This window comes from Paenibacillus flagellatus (assembly GCF_003217775.1).
GTDB lineage: Bacteria > Bacillota > Bacilli > Paenibacillales > NBRC-103111 > Paenibacillus_AB > Paenibacillus_AB flagellatus.
On record NZ_QJVJ01000006.1, the window covers coordinates 55,072 to 73,240 of the forward strand.

Genomic DNA, 18,169 nt, shown 5'->3' on the forward strand with positions numbered 1-18,169 from the left:
AGGATTCCGGCGGGACAAATCGTCTTTTTCACGGAAACTATTCTTTTTTGCAGAACATGCAAAAAACGGGATTATCGGACGAAACGGCGCTACACGGCGCAGTGTGAATCCGCTTACAATGGGGACGTGCCGGCATCCGGCAACTTCCGGTTTTACGGAAAGGAGAATGATCGTGTCGTTACGCAAAACGGTCATGACGAGTTTGATCGGGGCTCTCGCATTGTCGATATTGGCCCCGGCCGCTTACGGCAAGCGGGAGGCGCCGCAGACGCCGACCAATTTGGCCGCCGGCTTGAGCTATTCGGTGTCGGCCCCCCCTTCGGCTACATACCCCGATGCGGGCAACGAGTTGACGGACGGGTCGTATGCGGCCACGGTGCTGAGCTCCCCCGGCTGGCAAGGCCATCTGCGAGGAATGTCAAGGACGGTTTCGTTCGACCTGCAGCAGCTGAAGTCGGTATCCGAAGTGAAGGCGAACTTCCTGCAAAACAACGGATCGGCCGTCTATTTCCCGATGAAAGTGACGGTCTCCGTGTCGAAGGACGGAACCGAATGGGGAACGCTCGCCGAAATCGAAAGCCGCATTCCGACGCACGATCCGGCCAAGCGCACGCAAGCGTATGCCTGGAACGGGGCGGTCGACGGCTTGCCGCGCGGCAATCCGCACGCGGATATGGTGCTCGCCCGCTATGTGAACGTCACCTTCACGACCGACGACTGGGTGTTCCTCGACGAAATCGAAATATGGGGCGTCGACGGTAGGGCGCCGTCGGCCAAGACGCTGCCGCCCGACGAACCCGCGGCACCGGAGCAGCCCGGCTACTTGCAGCCGGGAGAAGCGACGGCCGGCATCCGCAGCTTGGCGCTGCTGTACAACGGCTGGAACGCGAGCGGCTTCGGCAATTGGACGAAACCGAGCATCATGCCGTACTTGGGCTACGAGAACGCCTCGGGGGAAACGGTCGACCTGCTGTTCGACGGCGTCCTGTTTCTCGGCTTGAACGCCCCCTCCACCCGCAGCTTCGCCGAGAGCGGCACGCCCTCGAACAAGGAGGACTGGCAATGGTATTTGGACAAGACGTTCGCGCCGGACGGCGACTTGAGCCAGCTGAACGAGGCCGCCGTCGAGGTCGGCACGAGGCTCGGCAACCCGTCCCACAAGGCGAAAGCCGTGCTGATGATCCCGTACCCTTCCTTTAAGCAGAGCGATTTCGGCGACGTCGACGGCGACGGCGCGACGGAAAACATGAACCAGACGCAGATCGGGTACGACGCCGCCTACGAAAACCGGCGCAAGGCGATACGCTGGTACGTCGGGGAAGCGATATGGCGTTGGAACGACGCCGCCTATTCGAACTTGGAGTTCGGGGGGTTGTATTGGCTCAGCGAAAAAGTGAACCTGTCCGCCGCGTACGAGGAAGAGCTGATCGCCTATACCGGCGGGCTCGTCCGCGAAGGAGGCGGCCGGTTTTTCTGGATTCCGACGTTCGAGGGCACCCGGTTTTGGCGCTGGAAGGAGCTCGGCTTCGACGCCGTCGCGATGCAGCCGAACCATTTCTTCACGCCGTCCATCCCCGATTCGCGCATCGAAGCGGCGGCCGGGTACGGCAAGCGGTACGGCATCGGCATCGAGCTCGAGACGAACGAGCGGATGCTCCGTCCTGGAGCGCCCGCGTCCGACGGGGACAGCTGGCGCAGGCGCTACACCGCCTACTTGAACGGCGGTGTCGAGTACGGCTACATGACGGGCGCGTTCCGGGCGTATTACCAAGGCGCGGAGGCGTACCTTAAGGGTGCGCGCAGCGCCCTGCCCGAAGCCAGGGCCACGTACGATTGGACGTACCGGTTCGTGAAGGGAACGTATACGAAGCAGTAGCGGGTAAAGGATGACTTCACGATAACGAATCGTGCCAGGAAGGATGGCGGCCGCTTTTCGAGAAGCGGCCGTTTCGTTTTCGGTATAAAAAAAGGCGCCCCTGAAAAGGGGCGCCTTCGCTTTAATCGAACAAACGTTCGGTTCATAATACTTATGAATAAAGACAGCCGCTATTCGGCTTTCATATTATTAGTATAAACTAGCGGCCATTATAAGTCTATATTTTATCTGAAATATCGTCTATATTTTTGTATACCCGGCCGGAACGTTACCCTTAGTACAGAATGTCAACTCCGCATGAATCGATGCGACAATGTGAGGAGAATATGGTGCCAATCCGTTTATGGAACATCAATTTGAAGGTCCGTCTCATCGGTGACGGGCTGTTCAACATGCTCTTTTGGATGTACTTTCCGTTCATTACCGTCTATTTCGGATCAGCAATGGGCAATCATGTTGCAGGACTGCTCATGACTATCCCTCCGATCGTCAGTATGCTCGGCAGTCTGCTGGGGGGAGCAGTAACCGACTGGGCCGGACGGCGCCCTGTCATGCTGATCGGCGCTTTGCTTCAGACCGTCATGTTCGCTTTGTTTGCCGTTTCGTCTTCCCATTGGATGGAATTTTTCGCATTTATCGGCCTTGGGCTGGGCGGAGCCATCTATAAGCCCGCAAGCTCCGCTATGGTGGCGGACCTCGTTCCCGCACAGGACAGGCGTCAAGTCTTCGCAACCTTTATGACGGCTAATAACATTGGCGCTGTGCTTGGGCCTGCCCTCGGTGCCGTCTTCTTCTTTCACTATCGGGATGAACTATTATGGACCTGCACCGTTGTGATGCTGCTGTACTTCATCGCCATCTATTTCATGGTCCATGAAACATCGCCCCCTTCCGCCAAACTCCCGAAGGGACCGCATTTTCTTACAACGGTATTCAAGGAACAATGGAAGGGATACGGGATTATATTTCGGGATAAAGTATTCCTCACCTATATGTTGGCGGGGATCTTCTCGCTCATCCCGATTATGCAGCTCGATCTGTATATGCCGGTATATGTTATCGACGAGGTGCCCTCCCAGCCTCTTTTTCCTTGGACAGGCCTCTCCCCCGTATTGTCCGGCGCGGAAATCTACGGATGGCTGGTCGGGTTCAACGGGTTGCTGTTCGTCCTGTTTATTTGGCCTGTTACGAAATGGTTCCACAATTGGAAGGAGCGCGATGTCTTCATCTTATCCTCCTTCCTTTCCGGGATAGGCACGTTCGCCATCGGATTGAACTCCAATATTTGGTTCCTATTCGTTATTACGATTGTTTTCACCTTCGGCGAAATCGTACGAACCCCGGTAACCCTAAGCTTCATCAGCCGCTATGCCCCTGAGCATGCAAGAGGCCAGTATATGGGAGCGGACAGTTTGCAAAACACGATCGGCAAATTCCTGGCGCCTGTGACCGTGTTCGTGTCGAGTTGGGTGCCGCCTATGGGCATTTTCAGTATGATTTTGATATTTTCGCTCATCAGCGTGGCTCTTTACGTTCAATTGTTTAGAATGAATACGGAGCATCCGGAAGCAGCGGATTCCGGGCCCCCGTAACAAAACCATCAAATAAAGAACAAACGGAAGGATGCCGAGAAAAGAATATTTCCCGAGGTTTTTTCTGTTGATTACAGGTGTTTAAAGCATGAAAACGATGGTAATTCCTTTACGACGCTCAATCGCTGCCGTATTCCTCTTGTCCGGTTTTCATTTCATAGATCGAGGAGGGCATACCGCCCCGTCGGATGTCGACGGCATATACTACGCCGCTCTCGGGATGACGGGCGGCACGATGACGGAAGCATGTCCGACCCGCCGAATGTCGATCGATTCTTGTAAAAAACGCGGCGTCTGTCCCACTACCCTCGGAAATGGCCGTTGGGACCGTCCCATTGTTTCCGTGGGTGAACTATAACTGGAATGGCGACTTTGAATGTCGATCAGAGCGGCGGGTAGACCACGATCCTCGTAACGGGGAACGGTCTACCCGTTTTTTCTTGCAGGCGAGTCGAAGTCGCTGCGTTCAAAGCGGCAGCCGCGGCGGTTCATGTACGAAGAGAACTTTCGCCGGCGTTAACGCCAATACGAATGCGAAACAACGTTTCATGATCAATTCTTTTCACCCGCTTTCCCATAATGAACGATAGACTGCGATCGCTTGCGGTCGGTCGCTTCGACAAACCTCATGTCAGGTTTTCGCTAAAAGACGGTGAAATGTTAACACCTCTCTTCTAAAAAAAACGGCACGGCCAGCGGTTTAAGCCTTATTAATTAAAATAATTATAAAGTAGTATTGATTTCCATCGCCCGGCCGTATATAATCGACTCAAATCAACTTTTTATATATTTTAGTATATAAAGTATGTTAAATCGAACGGAGGAGTCGACGATGAACGAACAACAGGTTGTCATGATTACGGGAGCTTCCAAAGGGCTCGGCAAGGCGCTGGCGCTCGCCTTCGCCCGGCAGGGGGCGAGCTTGGCGCTTTGCGCGCGGGGCGAGGAGGCGCTGCAGGATGTGCGCCGGGAGGCCGAGGCGCTCGGGGCGGCCGGTGTGCTGGCGGTCGCCGCGGACATCTCGTCCGCGCGGGACGTGGAGAAGTTCGTGGCGCTGGCGGAGTCGGCGTACGGGCGGATCGACGTGCTCGTCAACAACGCTTCGGCGCTCGGCCCGAGCCCGATGCCGCTCCTGCTCGATTACCCCGAGGACGATTTCGCGGAGGTGCTGCGCGTCAACGCCGTCGGCACGTTTCTCGTCACGCGCCGCGTCATCGCCGGCATGCTGCGGCGCGGATCGGGCTCGATCGTCAACGTGACGTCGGAGGCGGGCAGCGTCGGCTATGCGGGGTGGGGCGCCTACGGCATCTCGAAGTTCGCCGTCGAAGGGATGACCGAGACGTGGGCGGCCGAGGTGGACGGCAGCGGCGTGCGCGTCAACATGGTCGACCCGGGCGAAATGGATACGGCGATGCACGCCTCGGCGGTGCCGGACTGCGATTACGAGCTGGCCGACCCGAACGATTTGACCGGCGTCTTCCTCTGGCTCGCGTCGGACGAAGCATCGCACGTCAACGGCTCGCGGTTCGAAGCGCAGCGGTTCGCGGCGGACGGCCCGGCACCGGCATCGGCGTCGGCGGAAGGAAACGGGTAGGGAACGGAAACGGTTGGAGGACGGAAAGGAGCGGATGTTCCATGGAAACGAAGTCGTTAGCCTTCGAGCTGCCGGAGGAGCGCAACGCCGGGGCTCCGCCCGAGAGACGCGGCTTGCGCCGCGACCGGGTCCGGCTCATGGTGCAAAGCCGGGCGGACGGGACGGTCCGCCATACGAGCTTTCATAAGCTGGCCGACGAGCTGCGGCCGGGCGACTGCCTCGTGCTGAACGAAAGCCGCACGATTCCGGCATCGCTGCGCGCGGTCCGGTTCGTCGGAGCGATTCCGGTCGACGAAGTCGAGGTTCGCCTCGCCCGCCGGACCGGAGAGGCGGAATGGGAGGCGCTGCTGCTGCATGCGGGCGGGTTCTCGGGCGCGATTGCCGATGGCGGGACCGTCTCGTCCGCGGAGGGCGGGTTCGGGACCGCTACCGCTCTCCCCTCGCCCGCCGAGCCGATCGCGGGAGGAACGGAGACGCTGCGGTTTTCCCCCGCCCTGTACGCCGAGGCGGAGAGGCGGGCGGGCTCGCCGTTCGTCGCGCTGCGGTTCAATCGCGGCGGCCGCGAGCTGTTCGCCGACATTTACGCGCTCGGGGAGCCGGTCCGCTACGAGTATACGGAACGGCCCTGGGACCTCGACTATTATCAGACCGTGTACGGGACCGTGCCGGGCTCGATCGAGATGCCGTCGGCCGGCAGGGCGTTCACGTGGGAGATGCTGTTCGCCCTCCGGCGAAAAGGCGTCGCTATCGCCTACGTGCAGCTGCACACGGGGCTGTCGTACTTGTACGGCTCCCGCCTCGATCCGGCGGACAACGCCGAATCGTACGCCGTCTCCGCCGCGGCCGCGGAGACGGTCAACCGCGCCAAGCGGGACGGCGGACGCATCATCGCGGTCGGCACGACCGTCGTCCGCTGCCTCGAATCGGCCGCGGATGCGAACGGCTCGCTCCGGCCGGGAAGCGGCCGGACGTCGCTGTACGTCGACGAGGCGTACCCGCTCCGCATCGCCGACGGGCTGATGAGCGGCCTGCACGAGCCCGAGGCGAGCCATCTCCATATGCTGTCCGCCTTCGTCGGCGGGAAGGCGCTCCGGCACGCTTACGAAGAGGCGATCCGGGAGCGGTACTTGTGGCACGAGTTCGGCGATATTCACTTGATGGTATAGGGTACAAAAAAGCCGGCCGATTCGCATGGAATCGGCCGCTCGCGCCGTTCAGTCCCCGAACCGGAGCAGCAGCCCCATCGTCTCCGCGGGCGCCAGCTTCGCCCGCTCGTACGCCTCCTCCAGCTGCTCGAGCCGGTAGACGCCGGAAATGAGCGGCTTCAGGTTCAGTCGGCCCGATCCGAGCAGACGGGCGAACTCGTCGAGGTTGCGCTGCAGCGTCCAACGCACGTAGCCGTACGGGTAGTCCCGCCCCTCCCGCTCGTAGTCCGCATCGTACCGGCCCGGACCGCCGGCCCGGGATATCGTGATGTGCGCTTCCTTCGCGAACAGCTTGTTCCGGTCGAACTCCGTGTTCGTATCGCCGACGATGACGATTTTGCCTTTGTCGCGAATCCAGTCGAGCGCCTGATCGATGAGCCGGTGCTCCTTCGTATTGGCGCAGATGAGCACGCAGTCGGCGCCTTGCCCGCGAGTCGCCTCCCGCACGCGGTCCCGCAGCTGCTCCGGCGAGCGGCATACGTCGCCGAGCCCCGCCTGCTCGAGCATCGCGCAGCGCGTCTCCATCAAGTCCATCGCGATGACGCGGTACGCGGCCGCGTGAGCGATCTGCGCGGCGAGCTGGCCGACGATGCCGAGGCCGAGCACGACGACCGTCTCGCCGAAGCGGAGGTCGGCCTGCCGCAGCCCTTGCAGCGCGATCGTCGCGATGCCGGCGAACGCCGCCTCCCGCGGATCGACATGGTCCGCGATCGGTGCGACATGGTTCCGGCTCGCGTGGAAGTAGTCGGCGTGCGTATGCGCGCCGTAGCAGACGATGCGCTGGCCGACCTTCACATGGTCGACGCCGGCGCCCGCCTCCTTCACGATGCCGGTCGCGCTGTAGCCGAGAAACGCGTTGATCCCTTTGCGCAGCACCATCAGCTCGGTGCCGGTGCTGACCGCCGAATATTCCGTCCGTACGAGCACGGACCGGTCCGTCGTCTCCGGAACCGGAATGTCCGCGATTTCCAATCGCCCGTCGATGCTTCTCGCCGCTTTCACGTTCGCTCTCCCCCAACCGGCGGTTCGCCCTCCCGCAATGTCGCGGGAGCTCGGCGGTCGCCGTTCGAATATGATACTGTAGTTGATTTTATAATTCATATCTTCAAGCAGTCAATGACTTTATCGCGACCATTAATGCACATTCTAATTCAACCCCCCTAGAAATTCGATACTCCCATTCCGTCACAGCGAGCTGTAATTCATTATAACTTCTATTCCCACGGAGATATGAATTAGATTATAATGGAACCGACAATACCACGATAACGCGAGGAGCACGAACATGACCGAACGAATAAGCCGCAGGACGTTCGCCGAGCGGCTCGATCAGATGGTCCGCGAGCTGCGCGGCCGCATTTTGGACGGGACGTACGCGGAAGGGGATTTTCTGCCCGCGGAGAGCGCGCTCGCCATGCGGTTCCGCCTAAGCAACAATTCGGTGCGCAAAGGGCTCGAGACGCTCGTGGCGGAAGGGCTCATCGTCAAGATCGACAAGGTCGGCAGCCGCGTCATCCCGGGCACCGCCCGTCCGACGACGACGATTACGATCGCCTGCTCCCCGTCGATCGCGCGCGACACGGATTTTCAGCGGCTGCTGGACGATTTTCACCTGATCCATCCGTCGATCCGCGTAGCGCCGGTCGCCGCGAATCCGGCCGGCGACGCCCTCGGCGGCACGTACCCCGAATTCATCCGGAACGCCGTCGATGACGAATCGGTCGATTTGTTCACCGTCAACCATATGCATTTCCGCGAATTGGCGGAGAGCGGCTTTCTGCATGTGGCGGAGCCGCTTCCTCCGGACGGCCGCATGTACCGGTTTCTGAACGAGGCGTTTGCGATCGACGGCCGGACGTACGTCCTCCCGCTCGTCTTTTCGCCGGTGGTGCTATGCTACAATAAGGACCATTTCGCGGAGGCCGGGCTGCCCGAGCCGGATTCCGGCTGGACGTGGGACGATCTGGTGGATGCGGCCGCCCGACTGACGGTGCCGGGGAAGCGGCACGGGTTTCACTTTTTCCAGGTGTCCGAGAACCGGTGGCCGCTGTTCGTGCTGCAGGGCGGAGGGACATTCGGAGAAAGGGACGGGGACGCGCCGATCGGGCGTTCCGGCGGAGAAGACCGGCTGGAGCGGCTGCTGGAGGGCGTCCGGCTGTGCGGGGACATTTTGCGCAACCGGGACGTCTTTCCGAACTATTGGCCCGAGAGCGAGCCGGAAGCGAGCCGGCTGTTCGCCGAAGGCCGCATTTCGATGCAGCTCGCCACGTACCACAGCTTGAACGACTTGAAGGACGCCGGCGTCCGGTACGATATCTCGCCCGTTCCGAATCCGGCGGGCCGGCCGCCGGCCACGCTGCTCGTCGCGATCGGGCTGCTCGCGAGCGCCCGGACGAAGCGCAAGGAGGAAGTGCGGCTGTTCCTCGACTACGCCGCTTCCCGCAGAGCGCAGGAGCACATCCGCGCGCATACGCTCAGCATCCCGGCGATGAAGGCGGTGGCCGAATCGCCCGAGCCCGAAACGGGCGCGAAGCTGAACCGGCCCGCCCGCTTCCCGCTGTTCCGCGAAATCATCCCGTCGTACCGGCTGCACGCGCAGCTCGGGCTGCCGATGCGGCAATTCGAGCCGCTGCGCCGGGAGCTGATGCTGTACTGGTCCGGCATGCTCGACGAGCCGGGTCTGGCCGAACGGCTGCGGAAGCTGTAGCCGAACGCCGTGCCGGACCCGGCGGTGCGAAAGCCGAAAGCCGCCGCGTCACCCTTTGACGCTGCCGAGCACGATGCCTTTGACGAAAAACTTTTGCAGAAACGGGTACACGACCACGATCGGCATCGCGCCGAGGAAAATTTGCGCCGCCTTGACCGTCTGGTTGGACAGCTGCTTCATCAGCTCGACGTCGCTGTCCGACATCGCGCTCACGTCCTGGTTGATAATAATGGTCTGCAGGTAGCTTTGCAGCGGGTAACGGGTCGGATCGTTCATGTAGATGAGGCCGTCGAACCAGGCGTTCCAATGGCCGACCATCGTGAACAGCAGCACCGTCGCGAGCACCGGCTTGGACAGCGGGACGTACAAGCTCCACAGCGTCCGCATATGGCCCGCCCCGTCGATGAACGCCGCCTCCTCGAGCTCCTTCGGCAAGCCCCGGAAAAAGTTGAGCACGAGAATGACGTTGAATACCGGCACCGCGTTCGGCAGCACGAGCGCCCAGATCGTGTCCATCAGCCCGGTGTTTTTGACCGTCATATACGTCGGGACGAGCCCGCCCCCGAACAAAATCGTGACGAAGAAGTACCAGACGTAGACGGTGCGCAGCTTGAAATCGCGCGTCTCCTTCGACAGCGGGTACGCGATCAGGACGCACAGCGCCATATTGAGAGCGGTGCCGAGTACGAGCCGCCGCACCGATACGCCGAACGAGCGGACGAACTCCTCCTTGCCGAGCACGAACGCGTACGCCTTCGTCGTAAATTCGACCGGCCACAGCCCGACCCGCCCGGCCGCCGCCGCGCCGCTCGAGCTGAACGACACCGCCAGCACATGGACGAGCGGGAACAGGCAGACGAAGGCGAGCGCGAGCAGGACGGCGTAGTTCGCGGCGACGAACAGCTTCCGGCCGAAGGACGGATTTTCTACCACGGACGAGCTCCCCCTTCGCTAAAAAATACGGTAGTTGGCCAGCCGGTACGCGAGCAGGTACGACACCGAGATGAGCAGCAGCGAGACGACCGACTTGAGCAGCCCGACCGCCGTGGCGAGACTGTACTGCGCGTCCTCGAGCCCCATCCGGTACACCATCGTGTCGATAATGTCCCCGCTTTCGTACACGTAAGGGCTGTACAGGTTGAAAATTTGCTCGAACCCCGCATTCAAAATTTGCCCGAGGCTGAGCGTCGTGAGAAGGACGATGACCGGCCGGATGCCGGGAAGCGTAATGTGCCACGTCTGGCGCCATCGGCCCGCTCCGTCGATGACCGCCGACTCGTACAAGGACGGATCGACGCTCGACAGCGCGGCGAGATAGACGATCGTGCCGAAGCCGAACTCCTTCCATTCGTTGGAGAGGACGATCGTGTACGGGAACCATCTGTTGTCCCCGAGGAAAAAGATCGGGTCGATGCCGGCCATGCCGAGCACCCGGTTGACGATGCCCTGCCCCGGCGACAGGATGTCGATCAGGATGCCGGCCAATATCGTCCACGACAGGAAATGGGGCAAGTAGATGAGCGTCTGCACCGTCCGCTTGAAGACGGCCCGTCGCAGCTCGTTCAGCAGAAGCGCCGTCGCGATCGGCGCGATAAGGCCCGCGACGATTTTCATGACCGCGATGAACAGCGTGTTCCAGAGCACGTCCATCGTGCTCGGCAGGCTGAACACGTACCGGAAATTGCGCAGGCCGACCCATTCCGACCCGAAGACGCCTTTCACCGGAATATATTTCTGGAACGCCATGACGAGTCCGCCCATCGGCACGTAATGATAGATGAAGACGATAATCGCCCCCGGCAAAATCATCAAATGGAGCGGCAGCTCCCTCAGTCGTTTCGCTTTCCGTACGGCGTTCAACCCCGCTCCTCCTCCCGAACGTTCCCCCGCCGGCGCCGGCCGAACCCGTAGTTCGGCGGCGCCGGCGCGAGGACGGTTACTTTGTCTGCGCGGCGTACCAGTCGTTCACTTCCTTGGTGATCATGTCGCCGCCCTGCTTTTTCCAGTCGGCCACGAACTTGTCGAAGGCGTCGAGCGGCAGGTTGCCCGTGACGATTTTGACGAACGTTTCGATGCGCAGCTTCTTCAGCTGCTCGTTGCGCTCCGCCATCGTCGCGGTCGGCGTCGTGTAGAACTGGTTCGGCACGAACCGGTCCTCCTTGATGATCCGGTCGATGATGCCGGCCGAGCCGCCGGGGCCGTTTTGCGCGAACTCGCCCCACAAGTTTTTTTGCCCGCCCTTGTACAGCATGATCCGGTCGTACACTTTTTTGCGCTCCGGGGCCAGCTCCTCGGGCTTGATTTTGCCGTCCAGCACGGCGGTCGCCTGCCGGTAGTTCTCGATGTTGTTGTCCGGCAAATAAATTTTGACCGGGGAATACGTCCAGATCGCCGACTGGTCTTCCTTGCTCGGCACGATGAATTTGTAGTACACGTCCTCGGACTTGTTGTAGTAGTACGTCTGCAGCCAGAAGTCCATCATTTTGAAAATCGCTTCCGGATGCTTCGTTCCTTTCTTCACGACCCAGTAATAACTGAAGATGTTGAGCGGCAGCTGCGCCTTGAACGGCTTGCCGTCGACGGTCGGCATCTCGTACGCCTGCCACTCCTGGTTCGGCGTCAGCGTCACGAGCGGAGAATTCGCCGAGCCCCGGCCGCCGATCATCATGCCGATTTTGTTGCCGCCGATCGTCTCGTACACTTTGTTCGGGTCCTTGACGATGAATTCCGGATCGAAATGGCCCGCCTTGTACATCTCGCTCAGCTTCGCAAGCGCTTTCTTCATTTCCGGCTGAATGTCGCCGGCGGCGAGCCGGCCGGACGCGTCCTTGATCCAGAAGCCGGTCGTCGCATCGAGATACGCGCCGTACCCCTGCATGATGCCCCCCGCCATGCCGAGATCTTTATCCATCGCCAGTCCGAACGTGTCGTCCTTGCCGTTCCCGTCCGGATCTTTCTTCACGAATGCGTCGGCGATCGCGAACAGGTCGTCGATAGTCTTCGGATCGGGCAGCTGAAGCTTTTCCTTCCAATCTTTGCGAATCCACAGGATCGCCGGTCCTTCCTTCGCGACGCCGGTCCACGGAATCGCCATCAGCTTGCCGTCGATCGTCGCCGACTTGAGCACCGTCTCCCCCGCGCCCGCCATCACCTTCTTGACCGATTCGGGAGCGTAGTCGTTGTACAGCTTCGTCATCTCCTCGAGCTGGCCCGCCTCGTACAGCTGCCGGAACTGCTGCGGCGTCGCCGCGAAGAAGTCGGGAATGTCGCCGGAGGCGATCATCAGGTTCGTCTTCTTCTCGTATTCGGTGGACGGCACGTACCACTGCGTCTTCACCTTGATCCCGTACTTCTCGGCGATCGTGCGCACCCAAATGTTGTTGTTGATATCTTCGCCGTTGAAAAATTTGGTCGTCGGAAAGCTGTAATTGACCGTCGTCAGCTCGATCGGCGGATCGTACTTCTCCGGCACCGTCTTCGGCGCCGCCGTCTCCGTACCGATCCCCGCCTTGCCCGCATCGGCCGGCGGCTTCGTCCCGCCCGCCTCGTCTTTGCCGCACGCGGCCAGCGCGGGAACCGCCGCCAGGCTCAGTGCGAGCAGCCATGCTGCCGTACGCTTCATCTCGATCGCGCACCCCTCTCGATATCGCTCGATTGTCGGACGCCCGTTCGGCCGGACGCTCCGTAAGCCCATCTTAGTCTCGCGGCCCTTTCCGGCACAACGATCCGTTTCGCCGATTGTATTCCGAACCGACACCCAACCGCCGTTTACGCGAAGATGGCTGCTTTTCGGAATAAGAGTAACGAAACGGAATAGCCGAAACGATGGATGAAACCGATTTCATTCGCTATACTGGAACAAAAGCAATCCGTTCGGAAACGGGGGTCATCGACGTGAAAGGACGCATCCGATGGAACGGCCGCTCGTTGTTCGCGAAGCTGCTGCTCGGATTTCTGGTCGTGATTTTCATTTCGTTCGCCTTTAACCTGCTGGCTTACCATTTCTTCTACGGTCAAATGCGCGGGCAGCTCATCCGGTCGGGTACGATGGGCTTGTCGAAGACGGTCGACGGCTACGAGAAGCAGCTGCGCCAGCTCGACGACCTGCTCACCCGCTACTACTTCGACAACGCGGTGGCGGCTCTCAAGAAAGGAAGCATCGACTCCGACTTCCCGATCGTCAACGACCTGGCGGAGGAGTTCAAGACGATCGCCGGCCATTACAACCTCGATCTCGAAAACGTTTTCATTTACTTCAAAAACGAAGGCTTCGTCATCGATAAAAACGGGTTCGCCCGTACCGACGACATGTTCGGCAAATATTACGCCAGCCGCGAATACGGCCCGGCCTTCTGGGAGAAGCAGTTCGCCGAAGATTTTCACCTCCGCGCGTTCCCCGTCGCGGAATTCAAGCGGTTCCGGTACGACGCGGCCGGGCCCGACGGCGGACGCTATTTCCCCGTCATCGTGAAAAGCCGGATCGGCAGCCAGTTTTACGCCGGCGCGCTCGTCGACGCCGACCGGATGTTCTCGGGGCTTGCGCAGACGTCCGGCCATGCGTTTACGATCTTGGGCGCGGACGGCGCGCCGTTTTACCGCACCGGGGCCGCGGGCGATGCGCTGCCGAAGCTGCCGGCGGGGTCGTCGTTCGTGCGCCATGCGGACAGCTACTACTTTTACCAGACGGGGCCGGTATCGGGCTTGACCTACGTCAGCATCGTCCCGTACTCGAGCATCGCCGCGCAGCTATCGAAGCTGAACGCCCTGCTGCTGACGCTGTTCGCGATCTCGGTGCTCGTCAGCGTCGTCATCTCGGTGCTGCTGAGCGCCCGGTTCAAGCATCCCGTCCAGCGGATCGTCGAGGCGCTGCGCCAGATGAATCCGGCCATCCGGCACCGCAGCTCGATCGCCGAATTCAACGTCATCAGCGAAAGCCTGGAGCATATGTTCCGATCGATCCGGCGCAAAGATTCGCTGCTGCAAAAGTACGGCTACTTGGACAAAATCAAAAGCGTCCCGCCGATCGACACCGAAGCGCAGCCGCCGGCCGGTGCGGACCGGCCGTTTCATTTCGTCATGATGCATATTCATTATACGCGGGAAGACGGGCTTGCGGGAGGCGGCGACGCGGCGCGGGCGGCGAACGTGCTCGAATGCGTCAATGCGGAGTGGTCGCGGGCGTTCCCCGATTCGGTGACGATGCCGATCGAGAAGGACCGTCTCCTGACGATCGTGTTCTCGGATACGGACGTTTCCGGGACGGTCGCCGGCATGCTGGACTCGTTCAAGGCGGCGTTCGACCGCGACAAGGCGCTGTACCGGCTGACGATCGCCTGCGAGCCGCGGCTGTGGCAGCCGTCGGAGTTTACGGCGGCCTACGAGTCGGCCGCGGAGATGATGCGCCGCCGCAGGCTGAACGACGAGACGCAGGTGATCGCGACGCCGGGGGCGCCGGGGCCGATCGCCGTCTGGACGCCCGACGAGGAGCGCGGCTTCGCCGCCCATCTGGAGGCGGGCAGCGAGGCGCAGCTGCTGGCGCTGTTGAGAGGCGCGATGCAGCGGCTCGCCCGGTGCGACGCGGCCGCGTGGCAATACCGGCAGTTCGCCGGCGACCTGCTCTCGAAGCTGCTTATGGCGCTCATGGCGCACCGGATCGACACGAGCCTCCTCGCCGGGGCGCGCGCTCCCTCTCCGTACGACGAGATCGAATCGTTCGTCTCCGCGGAGCAGTACGAATCGTTTTTCGAGCGCGTCGCGAGGCAGGCGGCGGCGCTCATCCGCGAGAAGCGCGAGGCGCGGGATCCGATCGTCGACTTCGTCGTCCGGTTCATCGAGACGCATTACGGAGAGGACATTTACCAGGACTTGATCGCGGACCGGCTGAACATTTCGACCGGCTACCTGCGCAACTATTTCAAGGAGAAGACGGGGCAAAACTTGAGCGACTACTTGAACGAATACCGGATCGGCAAGGCGAAGCAGATGCTCGAAGGGACCGAGGACAAAATCCAGGACATCGCCGCCAAAGTCGGCTACCAGAACGCCAACTCGTTCACGCGGATGTTCCGGCGGCTGACCGGCGTGACGCCCGGCGAGTACCGGCGCGAATGCCTCGTCAACTCGACGGAATGAGGCGGGGCGGCGGCCCGCTCCCCCCAAAAAAAGCCTCGCCCCCGGCCGCAACAGCGGCCGAAAGGCGAGGCTTTCCGATTGGACACGGTCTCTAGTGAATATCCTTTTTCTTGAACCGGCCGCCCTTCACGTCGTGGATGTTGCCCACGGCGAGGAACGCGCCCGGATCGAGCTCCTCGACGATCGACTTCATCTTCGCTTCCTCGAGGCGGGTGATGACGCAGAAGATGACCCGCTTCTCGCCGCCCGTAAACGCGCCTTCCCCGTGCAAATACGTGACCCCGCGGCCGAGACGCTGAATGATCGCCTGGCCGATGTCATCGTGCTTCTCGCTGATGATCCATACCGACTTCGACTCGTCGAACCCTTCGATGATGACGTCGATCATCTTATACGCAATAAAGTAAGCGATCAGCGAATACATCGCGCGGTCCCAGCCGAAGACGAAGCCGGCGCTGGCGAGAATGAACACGTTGAAAAACATGACGATTTCGCCGACCGAGAACGGCGACTTCTTCGTGATGAGAATCGCCACGATTTCCGTCCCGTCCAGCGAGCCGCCGAAACGGATGACCATGCCGACGCCGACGCCCAGGATGATGCCGCCGAATACGGAAGCGAGCAGCGGATCGTCCGTCAGCGGCTGGACGGAATGGAGCAGCCACGTGCCGGCCGACATGATGACGACGGCGTATAGGGTGGAGATGGCGAACGTTTTGCCGATCTGCTTATACCCCAAGTAAAAGAACGGAAGATTGAGAACGAGCAGGAAAATGCCGAGCGGCAGTCCGGTTAACGCGGACGTAATGATCGAGATGCCGACGATGCCGCCGTCGATAATATTGTTCGGAACCAGGAAAATTTCCAGGCCGACCGAGAACAGCGCCGCCCCGAACGTAAGGAACAGCACCCGTTGGACGAATTGCATCCGGGTCATTTGCGAATGGGTATGTTGGGGATGCGTTTGCGTTTGTTGCAGCTGTACAGTGTCTGTTTTCATCGTAATCCTCCCTGTAGCGATGCGCGCAAGGCGCAGGCGCAGCCAAACAAGCCCGCGCGATTGCGGCTCAGTATGGCAGGCAAGTCGACTCGGCTTGCCACGGACGGGTCGGCGCGAATGTCGCTACAACGAGACGTATACGGAAGTGAATTTGATCGGACGAAGAAGCAATCTCCTCATCAGCAGAGGAATCGCTCGAGCTTGCCGAAGCAGCATGGCGGAGATGACGAAGCCGACCGGGAACGCCATTTGCGAGAAGACCGCAAACGGTAAAGCTTCCTCCGGCTTCTCGAAATTTTGGACGGCCGCGCTGGCCGAAGAGCATCCCGCCCCCCCTGCAGATACGGCGGGAATGGCGCTGGATACGGGGGTGACGACCGATTCGATCGTCGGCATGAGAAACGACCAGAGGAGAGCGAAAGCGACGATCGCCTTCAGATGTATCCGACACACCTTCGCAACGTTCATACTTCCCCCCCTCCCCGCAAGTCTCTCTAAAGCCATAATACCACAAATTTGCCCAATTTTCAAAAAGAATGCAACGGAACGGCATCTTTGGTCCGTTTCCCTCGCATTATCTCCGAATATCACTCCTAATGTAAGCTCTTACGCGGAAAGAAAAAAGCCCGAGCCGCGCGAAAACATCGGTTTTCGCAGCGGAGCTCCGGCTGCGGATGCGGGCGAGCTCCCCTTACTTTCGCTTGCGCAACACGCGGCCGAACACGATCAAAAGCGGCGACAGCAAAGCGGCTGCCGCGAGAAGCGACGCCCGGACCGAGTACCGGCTCCCGACGAGGCCGACGAGCGGACCGCCCGCCGTTTGCCCGAGCGCATCCGACTGGCCCATCATCGATAGGACGGTCGCGCGCACCTTGCTTTCGATGTTTTGGTTGAGCCACGTATCGTATATCGGTCCGGACAGCGACCGGATGACGCCGAGCGCCAAGACGGAGCCGAACGCCCAGGCGAAGCCGGGCGAAAGCGCGAACGACGCGATCGCGGCGATGCGCAAGCCGGTCAGCACGAACATGCTCGTGACGATATGGCGGGTGTTGTCCATATCGAGACGTCTTTCGGCGATTCGGACGGCGATCAGGCTCAGCACCGTGACGAGAACGGATATGACGCCGAACCAGGCCGCCATCGACAGCGGGACGCCGTCCGGGAACCCGATCCCGCCGATCATATGGGCTTCCCACAGCCGGTCGTACCCCTCGGACGCCGCGCCGCCGAACAGCGTCACGACGACGATCGCGATCAGCACCGGCCGATGGCGAACGGCGTTCACGCCCGTGAGCCATGTCGTCTTCATGTCCCGGAACGGGGAGGCGCCGGCGACGCGCTCCGCCGGGACGAAGTTCGTTTCCGTCATGCGCGCGACAAGGAAAAAGCCGAGGCCGGCATACAGCAATCCGCCGACGACATACGGAACGTTCGGGGCGACGGTCGAAAGGCCGACGCTAAGCGCGATGCCGGCCAAGGTCGCGATCAGCGACAGCCGTTTGACGCGCATGAACAGACGCCCGACGTCGGCTTCGCCCGCTTCGTCGACGATCCAAGCCGTTTCGGCGCCGCTGATCAGCGTATAGCCGATGCCGCAAACGACCTGCGAGACGAGTATCCAGGCGAGCGCGGGCACGGCGGGTGCGGGCGAATCGAGCCAAGGGACGAGCCCCTGCAGGACGAAGCCGGCGCCGAGCGCGAACACCCCCGAGAGGACCGACAGCCGGCGGCCGTACGTGTCCGCGACGACCCCCGTTATCCCTTCGAACAAGAGCACGGTCGCTTCGAGAGCCGTTCCCACAAGGAGCAGCTCGAACGGGCTTAATCGAAGCTCCGCGACGTAATAGATCGCATACGTCGTAAACATCGTCGCATTGGCGAGCGACTCGACGATTTTCATAACGGCATACAGCAGAGACGCGCGATGGTTTTTCAAAATGTTGTCCGCCTTTCAGGCGAACGGAGGCCATCCATCCAGTCGGCAATGCGATGAAGCTTGGCAGGCATGGGGCGGCGGGATGCGCCCCGTTCCCGTTACAATCTCGTTCTTCTTTGCAGCC

Annotated in this window: 13 protein-coding genes; 6 read left to right on the forward strand and 7 right to left on the reverse strand. The window is 61.0% G+C overall.

Annotation, left to right across the window (positions count from 1 at the left end; translation table 11 throughout):
• The first annotated feature begins 172 nt into the window (after positions 1-172).
• From DLM86_RS14520 to DLM86_RS14535, 4 genes are all read left to right on the forward strand, one after another.
• On the forward strand, positions 173-1,876 hold the full coding sequence (locus tag DLM86_RS14520; RefSeq protein ID WP_158289476.1) for a DUF4855 domain-containing protein: 1,704 nt from the start codon (positions 173-175) through the stop codon (positions 1,874-1,876).
• A gap of 329 nt (positions 1,877-2,205) precedes the next feature.
• On the forward strand, positions 2,206-3,468 hold the full coding sequence (locus DLM86_RS14525) for an MDR family MFS transporter (RefSeq protein WP_211326536.1): 1,263 nt from the start codon (positions 2,206-2,208) through the stop codon (positions 3,466-3,468).
• A gap of 832 nt (positions 3,469-4,300) precedes the next feature.
• Complete coding sequence (locus DLM86_RS14530; RefSeq protein WP_110840763.1) at positions 4,301-5,062, forward strand: SDR family oxidoreductase; 762 nt, start codon at positions 4,301-4,303, stop codon at positions 5,060-5,062.
• A 41-nt stretch (positions 5,063-5,103) separates the two neighbouring features.
• Entirely contained in the window at positions 5,104-6,228 is a 1,125-nt protein-coding gene (locus DLM86_RS14535; RefSeq protein ID WP_110840764.1) for an S-adenosylmethionine:tRNA ribosyltransferase-isomerase, read from the forward strand.
• 48 nt (positions 6,229-6,276) lie between these two features.
• On the opposite strand, the gene DLM86_RS14540 is transcribed toward DLM86_RS14535, so the two are convergent.
• Entirely contained in the window at positions 6,277-7,269 is a 993-nt protein-coding gene (locus DLM86_RS14540; RefSeq protein WP_110840765.1) for a zinc-dependent alcohol dehydrogenase, read from the reverse strand.
• Between the two features lie 283 nt (positions 7,270-7,552).
• On the opposite strand from DLM86_RS14540, the gene DLM86_RS14545 reads away from it, so the two are divergent.
• Positions 7,553-8,974, forward strand: coding sequence for an extracellular solute-binding protein (locus tag DLM86_RS14545; protein WP_110840766.1), 1,422 nt, complete (start codon positions 7,553-7,555; stop codon positions 8,972-8,974).
• 48 nt (positions 8,975-9,022) lie between these two features.
• Here DLM86_RS14545 and DLM86_RS14550 read toward each other — a convergent pair whose 3' ends face one another.
• The 3 genes from DLM86_RS14550 to DLM86_RS14560 all read right to left on the reverse strand — a co-directional run bounded on the left by DLM86_RS14550 (position 9,023) and on the right by DLM86_RS14560 (position 12,596).
• Positions 9,023-9,907, reverse strand: coding sequence for a carbohydrate ABC transporter permease (locus DLM86_RS14550; protein WP_110840767.1), 885 nt, complete (start codon positions 9,905-9,907; stop codon positions 9,023-9,025).
• A gap of 18 nt (positions 9,908-9,925) precedes the next feature.
• On the reverse strand, positions 9,926-10,783 hold the full coding sequence (locus DLM86_RS14555; RefSeq protein ID WP_110841046.1) for an ABC transporter permease: 858 nt from the start codon (positions 10,781-10,783) through the stop codon (positions 9,926-9,928).
• A 127-nt stretch (positions 10,784-10,910) separates the two neighbouring features.
• Entirely contained in the window at positions 10,911-12,596 is a 1,686-nt protein-coding gene (locus DLM86_RS14560; RefSeq protein WP_158289477.1) for an extracellular solute-binding protein, read from the reverse strand.
• 272 nt (positions 12,597-12,868) lie between these two features.
• Between DLM86_RS14560 and DLM86_RS14565 the strand changes: the two genes are divergently transcribed.
• On the forward strand, positions 12,869-15,106 hold the full coding sequence (locus DLM86_RS14565; protein ID WP_158289478.1) for a helix-turn-helix domain-containing protein: 2,238 nt from the start codon (positions 12,869-12,871) through the stop codon (positions 15,104-15,106).
• Between the two features lie 91 nt (positions 15,107-15,197).
• Here DLM86_RS14565 and DLM86_RS14570 read toward each other — a convergent pair whose 3' ends face one another.
• The 3 genes from DLM86_RS14570 to DLM86_RS14580 form a co-directional block, all read right to left on the reverse strand.
• Positions 15,198-16,043 (reverse strand): YitT family protein, encoded by an 846-nt coding sequence (locus DLM86_RS14570; protein WP_245954624.1) that lies wholly within the window; start codon positions 16,041-16,043, stop codon positions 15,198-15,200.
• 186 nt (positions 16,044-16,229) lie between these two features.
• Positions 16,230-16,574, reverse strand: a complete 345-nt coding sequence (locus tag DLM86_RS14575; protein ID WP_110840771.1) for a hypothetical protein — start codon at positions 16,572-16,574, stop codon at positions 16,230-16,232.
• Positions 16,575-16,797: 223 nt separating this feature from the next.
• Complete coding sequence (locus tag DLM86_RS14580) at positions 16,798-18,045, reverse strand: MFS transporter (protein WP_245954600.1); 1,248 nt, start codon at positions 18,043-18,045, stop codon at positions 16,798-16,800.
• Positions 18,046-18,169: the final 124 nt, after the last annotated feature.